Genomic DNA, 15591 nt, shown 5'->3' with positions numbered 1-15591 from the left:
TATGACAGGTGTTACGCTGAACCAGGCCATCAAACGTTACGGCGACGTGCAGGTGATCCATGGCATCGATCTGCAGATCGAGGATGGCGAATTCTGTGTTTTTGTGGGGCCTTCGGGCTGTGGCAAATCCACCCTGCTCCGAATGATTGCGGGGCTGGAGGAGACCACCGAAGGCACCATGCACATCGGCGCGCGGGAGGTCACCCACATGGACCCGTCCGAGCGCGGCGTGGCCATGGTGTTCCAGACCTACGCGCTTTATCCGCACATGTCGGTCAAGGATAACATGGGCTTCGGTCTCAAGATGAACGGCGTGCCCAAGGCCGAAATCGACGAGAAGGTGCAGAAGGCCTCTGACATTCTCAAGCTCGACCAGTTCCTCGCCCGCAAGCCCAAGGCGCTCTCGGGCGGGCAGCGCCAGCGGGTGGCGATTGGCCGGGCCATTGTGCGCGGGCCCGAGGTATTTCTCTTTGACGAGCCGCTCTCGAACCTTGATGCCGAGCTGCGAGTGGAGATGCGCGTGGAAATCGCGCGGCTGCACAAGGAAATCGGTGCGACGATGATCTACGTGACGCACGATCAGGTCGAGGCAATGACGCTGGCCGACAAAATCGTGGTGCTACGCCTGGGTGTGATCGAACAGGTGGGCGCGCCGTTGGAGCTCTATCGGAACCCAGACAACAAGTTCGTGGCCGGGTTCATCGGTTCGCCCGCGATGAATTTCCTGAATGGCACCGTGGTTGACGGTGGCGTCGAGGTGCCCGGGCTGGGCCGCACCGTCGCGGTCGAAGCCAATCTGCCTGCCGTCGGCACTGCCGTGACTTTGGGCGTCCGGCCTGAGCATCTGGAGGTGCAGATGGGGCAGGGCGCGCTGAAGGCAGAGCTCTCTGAGGCGCTTGGCGGTGTCAGTTATCTGCACCTCGATACGCCTACGGGTGAGCGGATCATCGTTGAAGAACGCGGGGACGAGCGCGCCAACGAAGGCGATACGGTCGATATCACCTTCGAAAACCGGCGTGCCTACGTCTTCGATGCCAAGACCGAAGCACGGATTCGCTAAGGCGGCGGTCCGGCACAGCTTTTCCGCAGGACGGCAGATGTTCAATTTGCCACACTTATCCGGATGGCGTTCTCTTCCTATATCGGAGGTTGCATCGGCCTTTAGGCCGTCAACTTCCAGGGAGGAACTACATGAAATCTGCGCTTACCCTTGTCCTGTCGCTTTCGGCAATCACAGCTGGCGCGACCGCCGTGGCCGAAGCGGTCACCGACGATGATATTGCGGCACAACGGGCGGCCCTCGCGGCGGCCACAGAAGGGGCGGGTTTCGGCCCGCAGTCGCCGCGTGACCTCAGTGTACTGACGGGCGACAACGCCCGCGTATTCGCCAGGGCACCTGCGCATACGGAGATGAATCTCTGCAATATCCACTTTCACGAGAACGCCGAGCATAAGGGCGGCGAGTTCACGACCTACGCGGGCAACGGTAACGGTAAAGGCGCGGGCACCGGCTTCAAATACGACGGCACCCTGACGGAGGCGGAACTGGCGCCCTATGAGAACACTGTCGGGGCGGGTAAATACGGTGATCTGCAACCCGGCGATACCATCGAACTACACTATGTGTACACAACCGCCCAGGTGACGCCGGGTCCGACCCTTGGTTCCTGCCTCAGCGAGGCCATTGGCAACCCGCAGCTGCGGGTCGAGGCGCAGGTCTTTGTGCTGGTGAACGATGACGCGGCCCTTGATTTCACCGAAGCCGCGCGGGTTGAGGTTGTGGACGGTCTGCATCAGGCACCGGGCATCCCCACCGACACAGGCACGCCGATCCTCTATCCGGGTTCGACCACCGGCCCCAGCTTCAACGAGGCAGGCTCGCCGCTGCAGGTGACATGGAGCGTGCGGCCCGAGGTGGCCAAGGTGTCCATCAGCTCGGTGGAGACATGGCTCGCCGATAACGTCTTTGACGAGAATCACGCTCACGGTGTGCGCAACCTGGTTGTGAACCCGGCGCTCCTGTCCCCGATAAACTGACCGGCGGGGCGTTTTCCCAAGACAGTCGAGCCAAAAACCAACTATCGCCCTGTGCGCGTCGCGCGCGGGGCGATATGCGTTGAGGCCTGCTCCAAATTCTCCCGCCCGGAACACGCGGACCGCCTCAAAATCGACCGGACACCCTGCAACTACTTCAAGGTTGAAATATTTGTTCTTGAAATAAATGCGCACCCCGCTTAGCCTTTTGGCAAGGTCGGTGACGGATGGGTCCGTTTTGCGGGCGCTTTTGCATCTGCCCGATGGACAAATCCGCCTGTGATGTTCCACAGTCCGGCACATCGACATGCAATAGGGCACGCCAAGAGGCCCTTTAATAAACGGGAGTGTAGACATGCAATTCAAATCACTGATCCTCGCGGCGGGTCTGGCGGCATTCGCCAGTGCCGGACTCGCAGATGGGCACGCCGGGACCGTCAAGGTCGGCATGATCACCACGCTGTCGGGCGGCGGCGCGGGCCTCGGCATCGACGTGCGGGACGGCTTCATGCTGGCCGCCAAGATGGCGGGGAATGACAAGCTTGAGGTCGTGATCGAAGACGACCAGCGCAAGCCCGAGATCGCGGTGCAATTGGCTGACAAGATGATCCAGTCCGAGAAGGTGGACATCATGACCGGCATCATCTGGTCCAACCTCGCCATGGCAGTCGTGCCAGCCGCGACGGCGCAGGGGAAGTTCTACATTTCCCCTAATGCGGGACCTTCGGCGCTGGCGGGCAAGGGGTGTCACCCGCTCTATTTCAACGTGGCCTGGCAGAACGACAACCTGCATGAGGCCGCGGGCGCCTATGCCAATGACGCAGGCTACACCAACAGCTTCATTCTCGCGCCGAACTATCCGGCAGGGCAGGACGCGCTGACCGGATACAAGCGCATGTATGGCGGCGAACTGGCGGGCGAGATCTACACCAAGCTGGGCCAGACCGACTATGCCGCCGAGATTGCGCAGATCCGGGCTTCCGGCGCGGATTCTGTGTTTTTCTTCCTGCCGGGCGGGATGGGTATCTCCTTCCTCAAGCAATACGCAGGCTCTGGTGTGGACCTGCCTGTCGTTGGTCCGGCTTTCAGCTTTGACCAGGGCATTCTGCAGGCGGTGGGCGATGCGGCCCTTGGCGTGAAGAACACCAGCCAGTGGAACAAGGATCTCGACAGCCCGGCCAATGCCGCCTTTGTCGAGGCGTTTCAGGCCGAGTATGGTCGGCTGCCGTCGCTCTATGCGAGCCAGGGCTATGACGCCGCCAACCTGATCCTCAGCGCCATGGACAAGGCAGATGTGAAAGACGCCGATGCCTTCCGCGCAGCGCTTGCCGCAGCGGAATTCGACAGCGTCCGTGGTGATTTCAAGTTCGGCACCAACCAGCACCCGGTGCAGGATTACTATGTGCGCGAGGTGATCAAGGAAGGCGATGTCTTTACCAACAAGATCATCTCCGCCAGCCTCGAAGACCACGTGGATGCCTATGCGGCCGAGTGCAGCTACTGAGGTATGCTGCAAGCCTGCCTGAACGGAAATGCCAGCGGGGTGGGCGTGCCTGTCACGCCTGCCGCGCTGGCGGCGGATACGACCGCCGCGTTTGATCTCGGGGTGCGGCACGTGCATCTGCATCCACGTGATGCAGAGGGTGTGGAAACGCTGCAGCAGGGTCCGACCGATGCCGTCATTGCCGCCTGCCGGAAGGCTACGCCCGAAGTCTCTGTCGGCATCGGCACCGGCGCGTGGATTGCGCCGGGCCCCAAGGGGCGCATGGACGATTTGGCGGGGTGGCGTGTGTCGCCGGACTACGTGTCGGTCAACCTCAATGAGCCCGATGCGCCCGAGGTCATGGCGCTGATGGCCCGTCGTGGGATTGGGGTGGAAGCAGGCATCTGGAGCGATGAGGATGCCGCGCGTTTCTGCGCACTGGACCTGCCGCCGCAAACCCGCATCCTGATCGAAATGCCGGACGCGGATGACGTGGACCCGGAGATTGACCGCATCCGCGCGCGGCTCACGGCTGCCGGACGAACCGAGCCCATTCTGCTGCACGGTGAGGGAGCCACAGCCTGGCCCTGCCTGCGCCGCGCGGCGCGCGAGGGGCTTTCGTCGCGGATCGGTTTCGAGGATTGCGACCACCTCCCCGATGGCACAGCCGCCAGCGACAATGCTTCCCTGATCTCGGCGGCAGTGCAGATTTTCCGCGATGCCGGACGACCGCTCGCATGAGCACGCTGCTCCTGATTGAACAGGTCCTGAACGGGCTGCAATTCGGTGTGATGCTGTTCCTCATGGCCGCGGGGCTGACTTTGATCTTTGGCGTCATGGGGCTGATCAACCTCGCCCATGGTTCGCTTTACATGATTGGTGCTTTTGCCGCGGCAGCCGTTGCCGGGGCCACCGGGTCCTTCGTGCTGGCCCTCATCGCCAGCCTTGCAGCGGCTGCGGCGGCAGGGGCGATCATTGAACTTGTGGTGATCCGCAGGCTCTATGACCGCGATCACCTTGATCAGGTGCTGGCCACCTTCGCCCTGATCCTGATCTTCTCCGAAGGCACGCGCTGGGTCTTCGGCTCCTTCCCGCTTTTTCTCGACATTCCCGATGCGCTTGCTGGTCCGGTGATGCTGCCCGGCGGCATCCAGTACCCCGCTTACCGGCTGCTGATCATTGCCATCGGGCTTCTGGTCGCGTTCGGGCTGTTCCAGCTTATCGCGCGCACCCGCATCGGCATCCAGATCCGCGCGGGCGAGAGCGACCGCGAGATGATCGCAGCACTTGGCGTCGATATCTCCAAACTCTACACGCTGGTCTTTGCCCTGGGCGCGGCCCTTGCCGGGCTGGCCGGGGCGCTGGTCGGTGCGATCCAGTCGGTGCAGGTGGGGATGGGCGAGCCGGTGCTGATCCTCGCCTTCGTGGTGATCGTGATCGGCGGCATCGGCTCCATCAAGGGGGCGCTTGTGGGCGCCCTGCTGGTGGGGCTCACCGACACATTGGGCGGTGTGCTGCTGCCGGGCTTTTTTGGCACCTTCATGGAGGCCTCCGCTGCTACTGCCGTCGGCTCCTCTCTGGCGTCCATGTCGATCTATATCCTCATGGCGGGGGTGCTGCTCTTCAAACCCACCGGCCTGTACGGGAGCGCCTGAGATGTCCCGCGCCACCCTCCTCAATGCGGCCCTCTTCCTGATGCTGCCGGTCACCGCGCTGGCGGCGCTGGTGCTGGACGAACCCTTTATCATCACCCTTGCCACCAAGGTGGCAATCCTCGCGCTCGCGGGCGTGGGTCTCAACATCGCGCTCGGTCTCGGCGGTCTGGTCAGCCTCGGCCATGCGGCATTTTTCGGTATCGGTGGCTATGCGATGGGCATCCTCGCGCATCACGCCCAGACCTTCACCCCGTTGATGGAGGCGCCCTTCCTGCTCGAAGGCACCAAGTCGATGCCGGTGATCTGGGTGGTTGCGGTGATCGCGGGGGCGCTGGCCGCACTCGCGATCGGGGCGCTCAGCCTGCGCACCTCCGGTGTCTATTTCATCATGATCACGCTCGCTTTTGGTCAGATGCTCTATTACTTCGCGATCAGCTGGCCCGCCTATGGCGGTGAAGACGGGCTGTCCATCTACGTGCGCAATGGGTTTCCGGGGCTGAACACGCTCGATCCGATCCAGTTCTTTGTCCTTTGTTTTGTGATCCTGGCCCTTGTTCTTTTCTGCGCGGGCAGGCTTGCCGCCGCGCCCTTCGGCCTGGCGCTATCGGCTGCGCGCCAGAACGCCGAGCGGGTGGAGACCGTGGGTCTTTCACCCTACCGGCTGCGCCTGCTCGCCTTTGTGATTTCCGGCGCGGTCACCGCCCTTGCCGGCGCTCTCTTTGCCGATCTCAACCGCTTTGTCAGCCCGACCATGCTGAGCTGGCATATGTCGGGCGAAATCATGATTTTCGTCATTCTCGGCGGGGTGGGGCGCCTCTTTGGTCCTGTCGCGGGAGCCGCCCTTTTTATCCTGCTGGAGCACGTGCTGGGCGGGTTGAGCGATTTCTGGCACGTCTATCTCGGTCTCCTGCTGCTGCTGGTCGTATTATTTGCGCGGGGCGGCATGATCGGCCTGGCCGCTGGACGTGAGGTGGCCCATGACTGAGCCGCTCTTGCAGATCAAATCGCTGAACAAATCCTTTGGCGCGCTCAAGGCTACGGATGACGTGTCGCTGACCCTCTACCCGCGCGAAATCCACGCGCTGATCGGGCCCAATGGCGCGGGAAAATCGACCCTGATCAAGCAGGTGGCGGGTGGGTTGCAGCCAAACTCGGGTGAGATCTGGTTTGACGGGCGCGATGTCACCGGGCTGAGCACCGTGGCCCGCGCGCGCTCAGGGCTGGGTCGAACCTTCCAGATCTCTTCGCTGGCGATGGAGTATACCGTCCTTCAAAACGCGGTTCTGGGTGCCCTCGGGCACAGCGGCGCGGTCTGGCGCTTTTTCAATCCGGTCATGGGCAACGCGCCCCTGCGCGACGCAGCGATAGCAGCCCTTGAGCGTGTCGGGCTGGTCGAGCATGCCGCCAAACGCACCGCCGATCTCAGCCACGGGCAGCGCCGCCTGCTGGAGGTGGCCGTTGCGCTGACCCTGCAACCACGCGTTTTCCTGATGGATGAACCGATGGCCGGGCTTGGGGCCAGCGGGTCAAAGCGGCTGACCGAGTTTCTCGACGGGCTGCGGACGGAGGCACCAATCCTGCTGGTCGAACATGACATGGATGCGGTCTTTGCTCTCGCGGATCGCATCTCCGTGCTGGTTTACGGCAAGATCATCGCCACCGGCACAGCGGAGGAGATCAGATCTGACCCCGCCGTGCGCGAGGCCTACCTCGGCGAGGAGGACGCCGCATGAGTTTCCTCACTCTGGACGGGATCGAAGCATTCTATGGTCCGTCTCAGGCGCTGTTTGGCGTCAACCTGTCGCTTGCCGAAGGCGAGGTTTGTGCACTTATGGGCCGCAACGGCATGGGCAAATCCTCGACCATCAAGGTGATCTGCCGTCTGTTGAAACACAGTGCCGGGCATCTGGCCTTTGACGGGCAGGACATGGCGGCGGTGCCCCCGCACAAGGCGGCGCGCGCGGGCCTCGGTTTGGTGCCCGAGGGGCGCCGCTGTTTTCCTAATCTCACTGTGCATGAAAACCTGATTGCGGCGGCGCGCCCCGGACATTGGGATTTTGACCGGGTGGCGGCATTGTTCCCGCGTCTGGCGGAACGGCGGGACCAATCCGCCGCGTCGCTGTCGGGCGGTGAACAGCAGATGCTGTCGATTGGCCGCGCGCTGATGACGAACCCGCGGCTTTTGTTGCTGGATGAGGCGACGGAAGGGCTCGCGCCCGTCGTGCGGCAGGAAATCTGGGCGGCCGTGCGACAGTTGAAATCGAGCACCGGCATGACGATCCTCGTGGTTGACAAATCGCTGGCTGAACTGCGTCAGGTCGCCGACAGCGCGGTGATCCTCGAACGCGGCGCCACGGTCTGGTCCGGGGCCATGGCGCAGGTCACACCTGTGGTTGCCGATCAGTTCCTCGGCGTCTGAGCATCATCCCTGCAGCGCGCGCATTGTTTGCGTGCTTGCAAAGATCACGGCGGCAAGGCTGACGATGGTTGGGCCGGTCGGCGTATCGAGCGCGAAGGACACCAGCAACCCGCCGAGAGCGGAGGCGGCACCGATCAGCGCAGCGATAACGGCCATGGTTTCAGGTGCCCGGGCCAGGGGCCGGGCAGCGGCGGCAGGGATGATCAGCAGCGCCGCAATCAACAGCGCACCGACCACCTTGATCGCCACGGCCACCGTGATCGCCAGCGCGAGGGTCAGCACCAGTTGCTCCCTTTTCGGGTCCACGTCGCTGGCGCGGGCCATGTCCGGGCTCAGGGTGGAGGAGAGCAGGGCAGACCACCGCCACGCCACGAGGCCGAGCACAGCCAGCGCGCCGCCCCAGATGATCAGCAGATCGCCCTTGGAGACGGCCAGAATATCGCCCACCAGATAGCTGAGCAGATCGACGCGTACGTTCGGCAGAAAGGATACCGCCACCAGCCCGAAAGCCAGTGCTGCATGCGCCAGCACACCCAGCAGCGCGTCACTGCCGACACCGCGCCCGGTCAGCAGGCTCAGCAGCAGCGCCATGAGGAGTGCGATCACCAGCACGCCGCCGAAGATCGGCAGATCGATGGCCAGCGCCAGCGCCACCCCGAGGATCGCCGCATGAGAGGTCGCGTCACCGAAATAGGCCATCCGTCGCCACACCACGAAACAGCCCAAGGGGGCAGCGGCAATGGCCACACCCAAGCCGGCAAGGGCGGCACGCACCAGAAAATCATCAAGCATTATTCTGCTGCCTCGTGGCTGTGGTCGCAGTCCGGCCCGTGGCTGTGGCTGTGTTCGTGACGGTAGAGCGCCAACGCGCCTTGCGTGCCGGTGCCGAAGAGCGCGCGGTATTCCGGCGCGCTGGCCACGATTTCCGGCGTGCCTTCGCAGCAGATGTGACCGTTGAGGCAGAGCACCCGGTCAGAGGCGGCCATCACCACGTGCAGATCATGGCTGACCATTAGCACCGCACATCCCTTTTGCCGTCGCACAGCTTCGATCTGGCGATAAAAGCCCGCGGCACCCGGTTGGTCGAGCCCTTGCGTTGCCTCATCCAGGATCAGCAACTCCGGTGCGCTCAGCAGGGCGCGGGCCAGCAGCACCCGCTGAAACTGGCCACCGGACAGCGCCGTCATCTGGTGGTCCGCCAGATCGGGCACACCGGCTTCCTGCAGGGCCTCGGCAACCTGTGCCGCACCGATCCGACGCGGCAGGTTCAGGAACCGGCCCACCGTCAGCGGCAGGGTGGGGTCGATCACAAGACATTGCGGCACATATCCGATTTTCAGCCCGCGTTTGCGGGTGATCTTGCCGCGGGCAGGGGGCAGGGCGCCGATCAATGCGCGCAGCAGGCTGGACTTGCCGGATCCATTCGGTCCGACAATGGTGACGATCTCGCCGGGGTTCAGGGTGAAATTCACACCGCGCAACACGGTGCGTCCCTGATAGGCCAGCGACAGGTCGCTGGTGCGCAGCAGCGCGCTCACCGCGCGGGCTCCTGACAGGACGGGCAGAGGCCCCGGGCTTCGACAACCGTGTGTTCGATCTGAAAGCCTGCGGCACGGGCGGCATCGCCGAGGCGGCCGGAGGTCATCGCTGTGTCCGCTTCGGCCACTGCCTTGCAGCCCCGACAGATCAGGAACGCAGGGGAGTGGTCGGTGCCGGAATGGGCGCAGGCGATATAGGCGTTCAGCGCTTCGATCTTATGCGCCAGCCCGGCCTTGACCAGAAAATCGAGCGCCCTGTAGGCAACAGGCGGCTGCGACCCCAGACCTTCGTCTGCCAGCTGCGCCAGCAGATCATAGGCACCAAGAGCCCGATGCTCGCGCAGCAGTATTTCCAGCGTACGTTGCCGTACAGGTGTGAACTTCAGTCCTTCCTTTTCGCAATGCGCGCGCGCATGCGCCATCAAGTCGGCGACACAGGCGGTATGATCATGTGCACAAAAGCCAATCGCGGCCATGGGCCTCTCCTTCAGAAAGGAATTGATATGTTATAACATGCCTGCTAACAGAACCGGCGAACTCATACAAGGTCTTACCATGCGCGCCGTTTTTTCCATTCTTACCGCTTTTTCCCTGTCTCAGCCAGCCGTCGCCGACACGCCCCGAGTCGTGACGGACGTCGCCCCAATTCACAGCCTCGTGGCCCGCGTCATGGAGGGGATCGGCACGCCTGACCTGATCCTGCCTCCCGGCGCGTCACCCCATGGATATGCCATGCGCCCCTCCGAAGTGCGTGCGATCTCCTCTGCCGATGTCATTATCTGGGTCGGGCCCGCACTGACACCTTGGCTGGCGGACACGCTGGACACGCTGGCCCCTGATGCGCAGCAGCTTGAATTGATGGAAGCTGCGGGTGTCACGCACCTGCCGTTCAGAACCGGTGCGATGTTCGACGCGCATGATGATCACGATCATGACGGCCACGCCGAAGAGGCGAGCCACGATGATCATGAAAACCACAACGCGCATGATGATCATGACAAACACGACGCACATGATGATCATGAGAAACATGACGGTCACGACGCGCACGAGGCCCATGACGCGCAGGATGCCCATGATGATCATGATCACGCGCATGGTGCCGAAGATCCGCACATCTGGCTTGATCCGCACAATGGCCAGGCGATCCTGATGGCGATTTCGAACAGTCTTGCGGATGCTGACCCGCAAAACGCCGACCTCTACCGCGACAACGCGGCGGCGGGCGCACGCGAACTGAAAGAGATCGAGGCCAAGATCAGGGCACGTCTTGACCCGCTTCAGGGTAGGCCGTTCATCGTATTCCATGACGCCTACCACTATTTCGAAGCGCGCTTTGGCATTGAGGCGATCGCGGCGATCAGCCTTGCAGATGGCGGCGCGGCCAGTGCCGGTCATTTGGCCGAGGTGCGCGATACCGTGGCAGCGACTGGCGCGCGCTGTGCGCTGATCGAACCCGAGGCGCGGGAAGGACTGATTGATGCGGTCTTTGCGGAAGCGGATATTCGGATGGAATCCGTGCATCCGCTGGGTCTGGAAAGTGATTTAGGATTAGCGCTTTATGGGCAGCTCTTGATGCAGACATCGGAGGCGATTGCGCGCTGCCTTGCGGACTAGGTAACAGAATAAAGGCCCCGCGGGGGGATGCGGGGCCTTACATTGTCTGAAATGACTTTAACAATCCCTTAGATGGCGATTTTGCCGCCGCCCTGTTTGGTGACCACAACGACCGACGGGCGCGGGGGCATGGCAGGGTCGAAATCAGGCCAGCGGGTCGCCGGATCCTCGAACGTGGAATTCCGCTCGAACCCTTTGAAATCCTTGGTCCCGTCGGTGCCGGGATGCTGGACCGCGAGGAACAGCGTCTCGCCACTGTCGTGAAAGTAGGGGCCGCAGAGCTCCCCACCCACCGGGCAGCGGAAGAAGAGCTTGGAATGCCCGCGCAGATCGCCCTCGGTCTCCAGCGCATAGAGCCCGTCGGACTTGCCGGTCTTGCCCCAGCTCGACCCCTGGTCGGTGGAGATCCACAACCGCCCTTCGGTGTCGATGGCGCAGTTGTCGGGCGAGCCGAACCAGCCGTTCTCCGAGGTCTCCGGGTTCCATTGCGCGCCGACCTCTTCGATGGTGGGATCGCCGCATTTTACCAGGATCGACCATGTGCCCTTGGGTGATGCGTGGTCTTCGCCGTCTTCCCTGATCTCGATGATATGGCCAAAGGACGACTCCGGCCGCGGGTTGGCGGCGTTGACCTGATCCGCCTTGCGGCGCGTGTTGTTGGTCAGCATGATGTAGGCGGTGCCGTTAGGCCCGGGGTTGGCGTCCTCGGGGCGGTCCATCGGCGTCGCACCCAGCAGATCGGCCGCGATGCGGGTGTCGATCATCACATCGGCCTGGCTGTTGAACCCGTTCTCGGCGGTCAGCGGGCCGGTCCCATGCACCAGCGGCATCCACGTGATGGTGCCATCCGCGTCAAACCGCGCCACATAAAGCGTGCCATCCGACAGCAGAGAGCTGCCAAAGACGCTGTTCTCATCGGTCACGCTGTCGTTCGAAACGTATTTGTACATGTAGTCGAAGCGGTTGTCGTCGCCGGAGTAGACCACCAGCTTGCCGCTCGACGAGATCGTGGTTTCGGCGCCCTCATGGCGGAACCGGCCCAGAGCCGTGTGTTTGATCGGCGCGGCATCGGGGTTGCGCGGGTCCACTTCGACGATCCAGCCCCAGCGGTTGGGCTCATTGGGCTCCTTGTCGATGTTCCAGCGGTCGTGGTACTGGCCCCAGGCATACCAGCGCCCCGGCACGCCGTAGCGTTTCATGCTCGCGGCTTCGGGCTGGGCGCTGATGTCGGGCTTGTCCTCGGCGTCCACCACATCGGTCCAGAAATAGCCGTGGAAGTTTTCCTCCGCCATCAGATAGGTGCCCCAGGGCGTCATGCCGCCCGCACAGTTGTTAACTGTGCCAATGACCGTCATGCCGTCGGGGTCGGCATTGGTCTTCATCCGATCATGGCCTGCGGCGGGGCCGTCGATGGTCATCTCGGTGCTGTGCGGCGTGATCCGGCGGTTGTACTGGCTGTCACGCACCAGCGCCCATTTGCCATCCTCGCCTTGAGCAATTTCCACCACTGTTCCGCCATGCGCGGCCATCTCGATATCCACCAGCTCCTTGGTCATGCCTGTGAACCCGTCGCGGTCCTGACGACCGAGACCCGGGAACATGACCTCTTCATTGGTGTATTCGTGGTTCACGCAGAGCAGCCCGCGCGTGCCCTCGTCGTTCAGCGCGGTGAAGCCCACATAGTCGTTGTTGTAACCGAACTGCTTCAGCTGCGCCGCAGCGGTCTGGTTCTGCACATCGAAGTCCGGGGCATCGGCAGTGATCGGATCGCCCCAGCGCAGCAGGATGTCGGCGTTGTACCCTTCGGCGATATGGTGCTTTTCGTCGTTGCCCCAGGTGAGTTCGTCGAAGTTGTAGCGGCCCTTGGCATGGCCCGCGGCGGTCGCCTGCCGCGGCGCAATCATCGCTGAGGTCCCGAAAAGCGCGGTTGTCGCGGACACGCCCAGCATGCCCTTGAGCATGTCGCGGCGGCCATATCGGCTGTTGATCACATCGCCGATCGTGCGGCTCAGATTTGGGTTTGTCGGAATATCGTCAAAAGCCTCATAGGCTTCCGCTTTGTTTCCGTGCTCCGGGTCATTGATGATATCTCTGCGGTTCATGTGCTTCCTCTGTCGGTGGCGTTGATATGGGCGTGGCAGCGAATCCGTGCCACGTGGCTTCTGCCTTGCTCTGCCCGGCGGATGTAACGCGCGTATGACTGACCACGCAGCTGTTAAGAATCCCCCGCAAAAAAGGTTAATACCTCAGGCTTGTTGAAGCAACTTATGCTAGAATTTCAGATGTGTGAAATTCTGAAGAAGCACCAGAAATGCACTTTTTATCAGTGAGTAACGAGGCGATCTTGATAGAGCCTGGCAGAGCGTTTTGGCGACCGCTGCGGCGTTGATACTGCCCGGCCAGTGCCCCACTTGTAGTTGTCCGCTTCGCGACTTTGCGTGGTGACGGTTGGCGTGACTGACCCCCATCTTGGCAGGTCTCCGCCCGATCAACCGGAGCGTTGCACATACCGGAGGGCCGCCGGTTTTACACAGCCACGGGCGCGTGTTCAGGTAGAGCCGAGGTGGCTTCACACCTCTGCCGAAGATTGCAACGGCCCCCCTTGCAGCCCCCCGACGCCGATACTAAGCTTTGCGTAACGGTTCGCGGGGTATGGTCCCCCGAACACCAACTGACAGGCATCCCCTCATGAACGATCCCATCGACACCTATATGAATCTTGTCCCCATGGTTGTGGAACAAACCAGCCGGGGCGAGCGTGCATATGACATCTTTTCGCGCCTGCTGAAGGAGCGGATCATTTTCCTCTCCGGGCCCGTGCACGACGGCATGTCGCAGCTGATCGTGGCCCAGCTGCTGCACCTTGAGGCGGAAAACCCGTCGAAGGAAATCAGCATGTACATCAACTCGCCGGGTGGCGTGGTGACCAGCGGCCTGTCGATCTACGACACCATGCAATACATCAAGCCCAAGGTTTCCACATTGGTCATCGGCCAGGCCGCCTCCATGGGATCGCTGCTTTTGACAGCAGGTGAGGCCGGCATGCGGTTCTCTCTGCCGAACTCCCGTGTGATGGTGCACCAGCCCTCGGGTGGCTATCAGGGTCAGGCGACGGATATCATGATCCATGCGCAGGAAACCCAGAAACTCAAGACGCGCCTGAATGAGATCTACGTGAAGCACACCGGGCAAACCCTTAAAAAGGTTGAAGATGCGCTGGAACGTGACAACTTCATGTCGCCGGAAGAAGCGAAGAAATGGGGACTCATCGACGAGATCGTCGAGAGTCGCAGCAAGGATGAGGACGACAGCTAAACGTCACGCGGGACGCACAGTCAGTTTACCATTTAGCGATTGTGGACCTGCCAGCGCTGGCCTAAGCTGCCATAAAGACAACGCAGCACGCGTTATACGCCGCGTGCTGCCGGACACACGCAAGACCTGAAAGGGTTGACATGGCTACGAATTCGACGGGCGACAGCAAGAATACCCTCTATTGCAGCTTCTGCGGCAAGAGCCAGCATGAGGTGCGCAAGCTGATCGCCGGGCCAACCGTTTTCATCTGCGATGAATGCGTTGAGCTCTGCATGGACATCATCCGCGAAGAGACCAAGGCTTCCGGTCTCAAGGCCACGGATGGGGTGCCGACGCCCAAAGACATCTGCGAGGTGCTCGATGACTATGTGATCGGGCAGGCGATGGCCAAACGCGTGCTGTCGGTCGCCGTGCACAATCACTACAAGCGGCTGAACCACGCTCAGAAGGGCGGCGACATTGAGCTCGCTAAATCCAACATTCTGCTGATCGGCCCCACGGGGTGCGGTAAGACGTTGCTGGCGCAGACACTAGCGCGCATTCTCGATGTGCCCTTCACCATGGCCGATGCCACCACGCTGACCGAAGCGGGCTATGTCGGGGAAGATGTCGAGAACATCATTCTGAAACTGCTGCAGTCCTCTGAGTATAACGTGGAGCGCGCGCAGCGCGGCATCGTCTACATTGATGAGGTCGACAAGATCACCCGCAAGTCTGAAAACCCCTCGATCACCCGTGATGTCTCGGGCGAGGGTGTACAGCAGGCCTTGCTCAAGCTGATGGAAGGCACCGTGGCTTCGGTGCCGCCTCAGGGCGGGCGCAAACATCCGCAGCAGGAATTCCTGCAGGTGGACACCACGAACATCCTCTTTATCTGCGGTGGCGCCTTTGCGGGCCTCGACAAGATCATCGCGGCGCGCGGCAAGGGGTCGGCCATGGGCTTTGGCGCTGACGTGCGGGACAATGACGAACGCGGGGTAGGCGAGATTTTCACCGATCTTGAGCCAGAGGATTTGCTGAAATTCGGCCTCATCCCGGAGTTTGTCGGTCGTCTGCCTGTTCTGGCAACGCTGGAAGATCTGGATGAAGATGCGCTCGTGACCATTCTGACGCAGCCCAAGAACGCGTTGGTCAAACAGTACCAGCGGCTCTTTGAGCTCGAAGATACGACACTGACCTTTACCGAAGACGCGCTTTCGGCCATCGCCAAACGCGCCATCGAACGCAAAACCGGCGCACGGGGCCTGCGCTCCATCCTCGAGGACATCCTGCTCGACACGATGTTTGATCTGCCGGGACTGGAAAGCGTCACGGAGGTGGTGGTGAACGAGGAGGCGGTGGTCTCTGAAGCGGCGCCGCTGATGATCCACGCGGACGCAGAGAAGGAGCCAGCCAGCGCGGGCTGATCTCTGTCGAAATTTCATCAAGGCAGGTCTTTTCGGGCCTGCTTTTTTCTGTGTGGCGCGTTCATATCTGCGTAAAACATGCCCGCGCCTCGTATTGGGGCATCCAGTCGGGCAGTCAGGCAGC

General features: G+C 62.1%; 15 protein-coding genes. 11 read left to right on the top strand and 4 right to left on the bottom strand.

The genetic code is table 11. The features are described from left to right. Position 1 precedes the first annotated feature (1 nt). From ugpC to Q1A07_RS01505, 8 genes are all read left to right on the top strand, one after another. On the top strand, positions 2–1060 hold the full coding sequence (ugpC, locus tag Q1A07_RS01540; RefSeq protein ID WP_299777177.1) for a sn-glycerol-3-phosphate ABC transporter ATP-binding protein UgpC: 1059 nt from the start codon (positions 2–4) through the stop codon (positions 1058–1060). Positions 1061–1191: 131 nt separating this feature from the next. Continuing rightward, positions 1192–2037 (top strand): delta-class carbonic anhydrase, encoded by an 846-nt coding sequence (locus tag Q1A07_RS01535; RefSeq protein ID WP_299777175.1) that lies wholly within the window; start codon positions 1192–1194, stop codon positions 2035–2037. Between the two features lie 352 nt (positions 2038–2389). Continuing rightward, on the top strand, positions 2390–3538 hold the full coding sequence (locus tag Q1A07_RS01530; protein WP_299777173.1) for an ABC transporter substrate-binding protein: 1149 nt from the start codon (positions 2390–2392) through the stop codon (positions 3536–3538). A 3-nt stretch (positions 3539–3541) separates the two neighbouring features. Next, entirely contained in the window at positions 3542–4258 is a 717-nt protein-coding gene (locus Q1A07_RS01525) for a 3-keto-5-aminohexanoate cleavage protein (RefSeq protein WP_299777171.1), read from the top strand. Continuing rightward, complete coding sequence (locus Q1A07_RS01520; protein WP_299777169.1) at positions 4255–5172, top strand: branched-chain amino acid ABC transporter permease; 918 nt, start codon at positions 4255–4257, stop codon at positions 5170–5172. Before Q1A07_RS01525 ends, Q1A07_RS01520 begins: the two co-directional genes overlap by 4 nt. Before the next feature lies 1 nt (position 5173). Next, positions 5174–6157 (top strand): branched-chain amino acid ABC transporter permease, encoded by a 984-nt coding sequence (locus tag Q1A07_RS01515; protein WP_299777167.1) that lies wholly within the window; start codon positions 5174–5176, stop codon positions 6155–6157. Next, a complete protein-coding gene (locus tag Q1A07_RS01510) occupies positions 6150–6905 on the top strand; it encodes an ABC transporter ATP-binding protein (protein ID WP_299777165.1) in 756 nt (251 codons plus the stop codon). The genes Q1A07_RS01515 and Q1A07_RS01510 overlap by 8 nt, the downstream gene beginning before the upstream one ends. After that, positions 6902–7591: an ABC transporter ATP-binding protein gene (locus Q1A07_RS01505; protein ID WP_299777164.1), complete on the top strand. Its 690-nt coding sequence runs from the start codon at positions 6902–6904 to the stop codon at positions 7589–7591. The genes Q1A07_RS01510 and Q1A07_RS01505 overlap by 4 nt, the downstream gene beginning before the upstream one ends. A 3-nt stretch (positions 7592–7594) precedes the next feature. On the opposite strand, the gene Q1A07_RS01500 is transcribed toward Q1A07_RS01505, so the two are convergent. From Q1A07_RS01500 to Q1A07_RS01490, 3 genes are read right to left on the bottom strand one after another with little or no spacing between them, the layout of a single operon-like run. Continuing rightward, a complete protein-coding gene (locus Q1A07_RS01500; RefSeq protein WP_299777162.1) occupies positions 7595–8383 on the bottom strand; it encodes a metal ABC transporter permease in 789 nt (262 codons plus the stop codon). Next, on the bottom strand, positions 8383–9129 hold the full coding sequence (locus Q1A07_RS01495) for a metal ABC transporter ATP-binding protein (protein WP_299777160.1): 747 nt from the start codon (positions 9127–9129) through the stop codon (positions 8383–8385). Before Q1A07_RS01495 ends, Q1A07_RS01500 begins: the two co-directional genes overlap by 1 nt. After that, on the bottom strand, positions 9126–9605 hold the full coding sequence (locus Q1A07_RS01490; RefSeq protein ID WP_299777158.1) for a transcriptional repressor: 480 nt from the start codon (positions 9603–9605) through the stop codon (positions 9126–9128). Before Q1A07_RS01490 ends, Q1A07_RS01495 begins: the two co-directional genes overlap by 4 nt. Before the next feature lie 151 nt (positions 9606–9756). On the opposite strand from Q1A07_RS01490, the gene Q1A07_RS01485 reads away from it, so the two are divergent. Then, the gene (locus Q1A07_RS01485; protein ID WP_299777156.1) at positions 9757–10746 is read left to right on the top strand and encodes a zinc ABC transporter substrate-binding protein; all 990 of its coding nucleotides are present in this window, start codon (positions 9757–9759) and stop codon (positions 10744–10746) included. Between the two features lie 68 nt (positions 10747–10814). On the opposite strand, the gene Q1A07_RS01480 is transcribed toward Q1A07_RS01485, so the two are convergent. Then, entirely contained in the window at positions 10815–12848 is a 2034-nt protein-coding gene (locus Q1A07_RS01480) for a PhoX family phosphatase (protein WP_299777154.1), read from the bottom strand. A gap of 586 nt (positions 12849–13434) precedes the next feature. Here Q1A07_RS01480 and Q1A07_RS01475 point away from each other — a divergent pair. Together Q1A07_RS01475 and clpX are read left to right on the top strand one after the other, a co-directional pair. Next, positions 13435–14061, top strand: coding sequence for an ATP-dependent Clp protease proteolytic subunit (locus Q1A07_RS01475; protein ID WP_299777152.1), 627 nt, complete (start codon positions 13435–13437; stop codon positions 14059–14061). A 140-nt stretch (positions 14062–14201) separates the two neighbouring features. Continuing rightward, a complete protein-coding gene (clpX, locus tag Q1A07_RS01470; RefSeq protein ID WP_299777150.1) occupies positions 14202–15467 on the top strand; it encodes an ATP-dependent Clp protease ATP-binding subunit ClpX in 1266 nt (421 codons plus the stop codon). Positions 15468–15591 lie beyond the last annotated feature (124 nt).

The organism is uncultured Roseobacter sp., assembly GCF_947492555.1.
Lineage (GTDB): Bacteria > Pseudomonadota > Alphaproteobacteria > Rhodobacterales > Rhodobacteraceae > Roseobacter.
Note: the sequence above shows the minus strand (reverse complement) of the source record. Positions and strands in the feature narration are given on the sequence as shown.

Coding starts and splice junctions, on each gene's coding strand:
- ugpC (WP_299777177.1), top strand. CDS start 2: ATGACAGGTGTTACGCTGAACCAGGCCATCAAACGTTACGGCGACGTG.
- Q1A07_RS01535 (WP_299777175.1), top strand. CDS start 1,192: ATGAAATCTGCGCTTACCCTTGTCCTGTCGCTTTCGGCAATCACAGCT.
- Q1A07_RS01530 (WP_299777173.1), top strand. CDS start 2,390: ATGCAATTCAAATCACTGATCCTCGCGGCGGGTCTGGCGGCATTCGCC.
- Q1A07_RS01525 (WP_299777171.1), top strand. CDS start 3,542: ATGCTGCAAGCCTGCCTGAACGGAAATGCCAGCGGGGTGGGCGTGCCT.
- Q1A07_RS01520 (WP_299777169.1), top strand. CDS start 4,255: ATGAGCACGCTGCTCCTGATTGAACAGGTCCTGAACGGGCTGCAATTC.
- Q1A07_RS01515 (WP_299777167.1), top strand. CDS start 5,174: ATGTCCCGCGCCACCCTCCTCAATGCGGCCCTCTTCCTGATGCTGCCG.
- Q1A07_RS01510 (WP_299777165.1), top strand. CDS start 6,150: ATGACTGAGCCGCTCTTGCAGATCAAATCGCTGAACAAATCCTTTGGC.
- Q1A07_RS01505 (WP_299777164.1), top strand. CDS start 6,902: ATGAGTTTCCTCACTCTGGACGGGATCGAAGCATTCTATGGTCCGTCT.
- Q1A07_RS01500 (WP_299777162.1), bottom strand. CDS start 8,383: ATGCTTGATGATTTTCTGGTGCGTGCCGCCCTTGCCGGCTTGGGTGTG.
- Q1A07_RS01490 (WP_299777158.1), bottom strand. CDS start 9,605: ATGGCCGCGATTGGCTTTTGTGCACATGATCATACCGCCTGTGTCGCC.
- Q1A07_RS01480 (WP_299777154.1), bottom strand. CDS start 12,848: ATGAACCGCAGAGATATCATCAATGACCCGGAGCACGGAAACAAAGCG.
- Q1A07_RS01475 (WP_299777152.1), top strand. CDS start 13,435: ATGAACGATCCCATCGACACCTATATGAATCTTGTCCCCATGGTTGTG.
- clpX (WP_299777150.1), top strand. CDS start 14,202: ATGGCTACGAATTCGACGGGCGACAGCAAGAATACCCTCTATTGCAGC.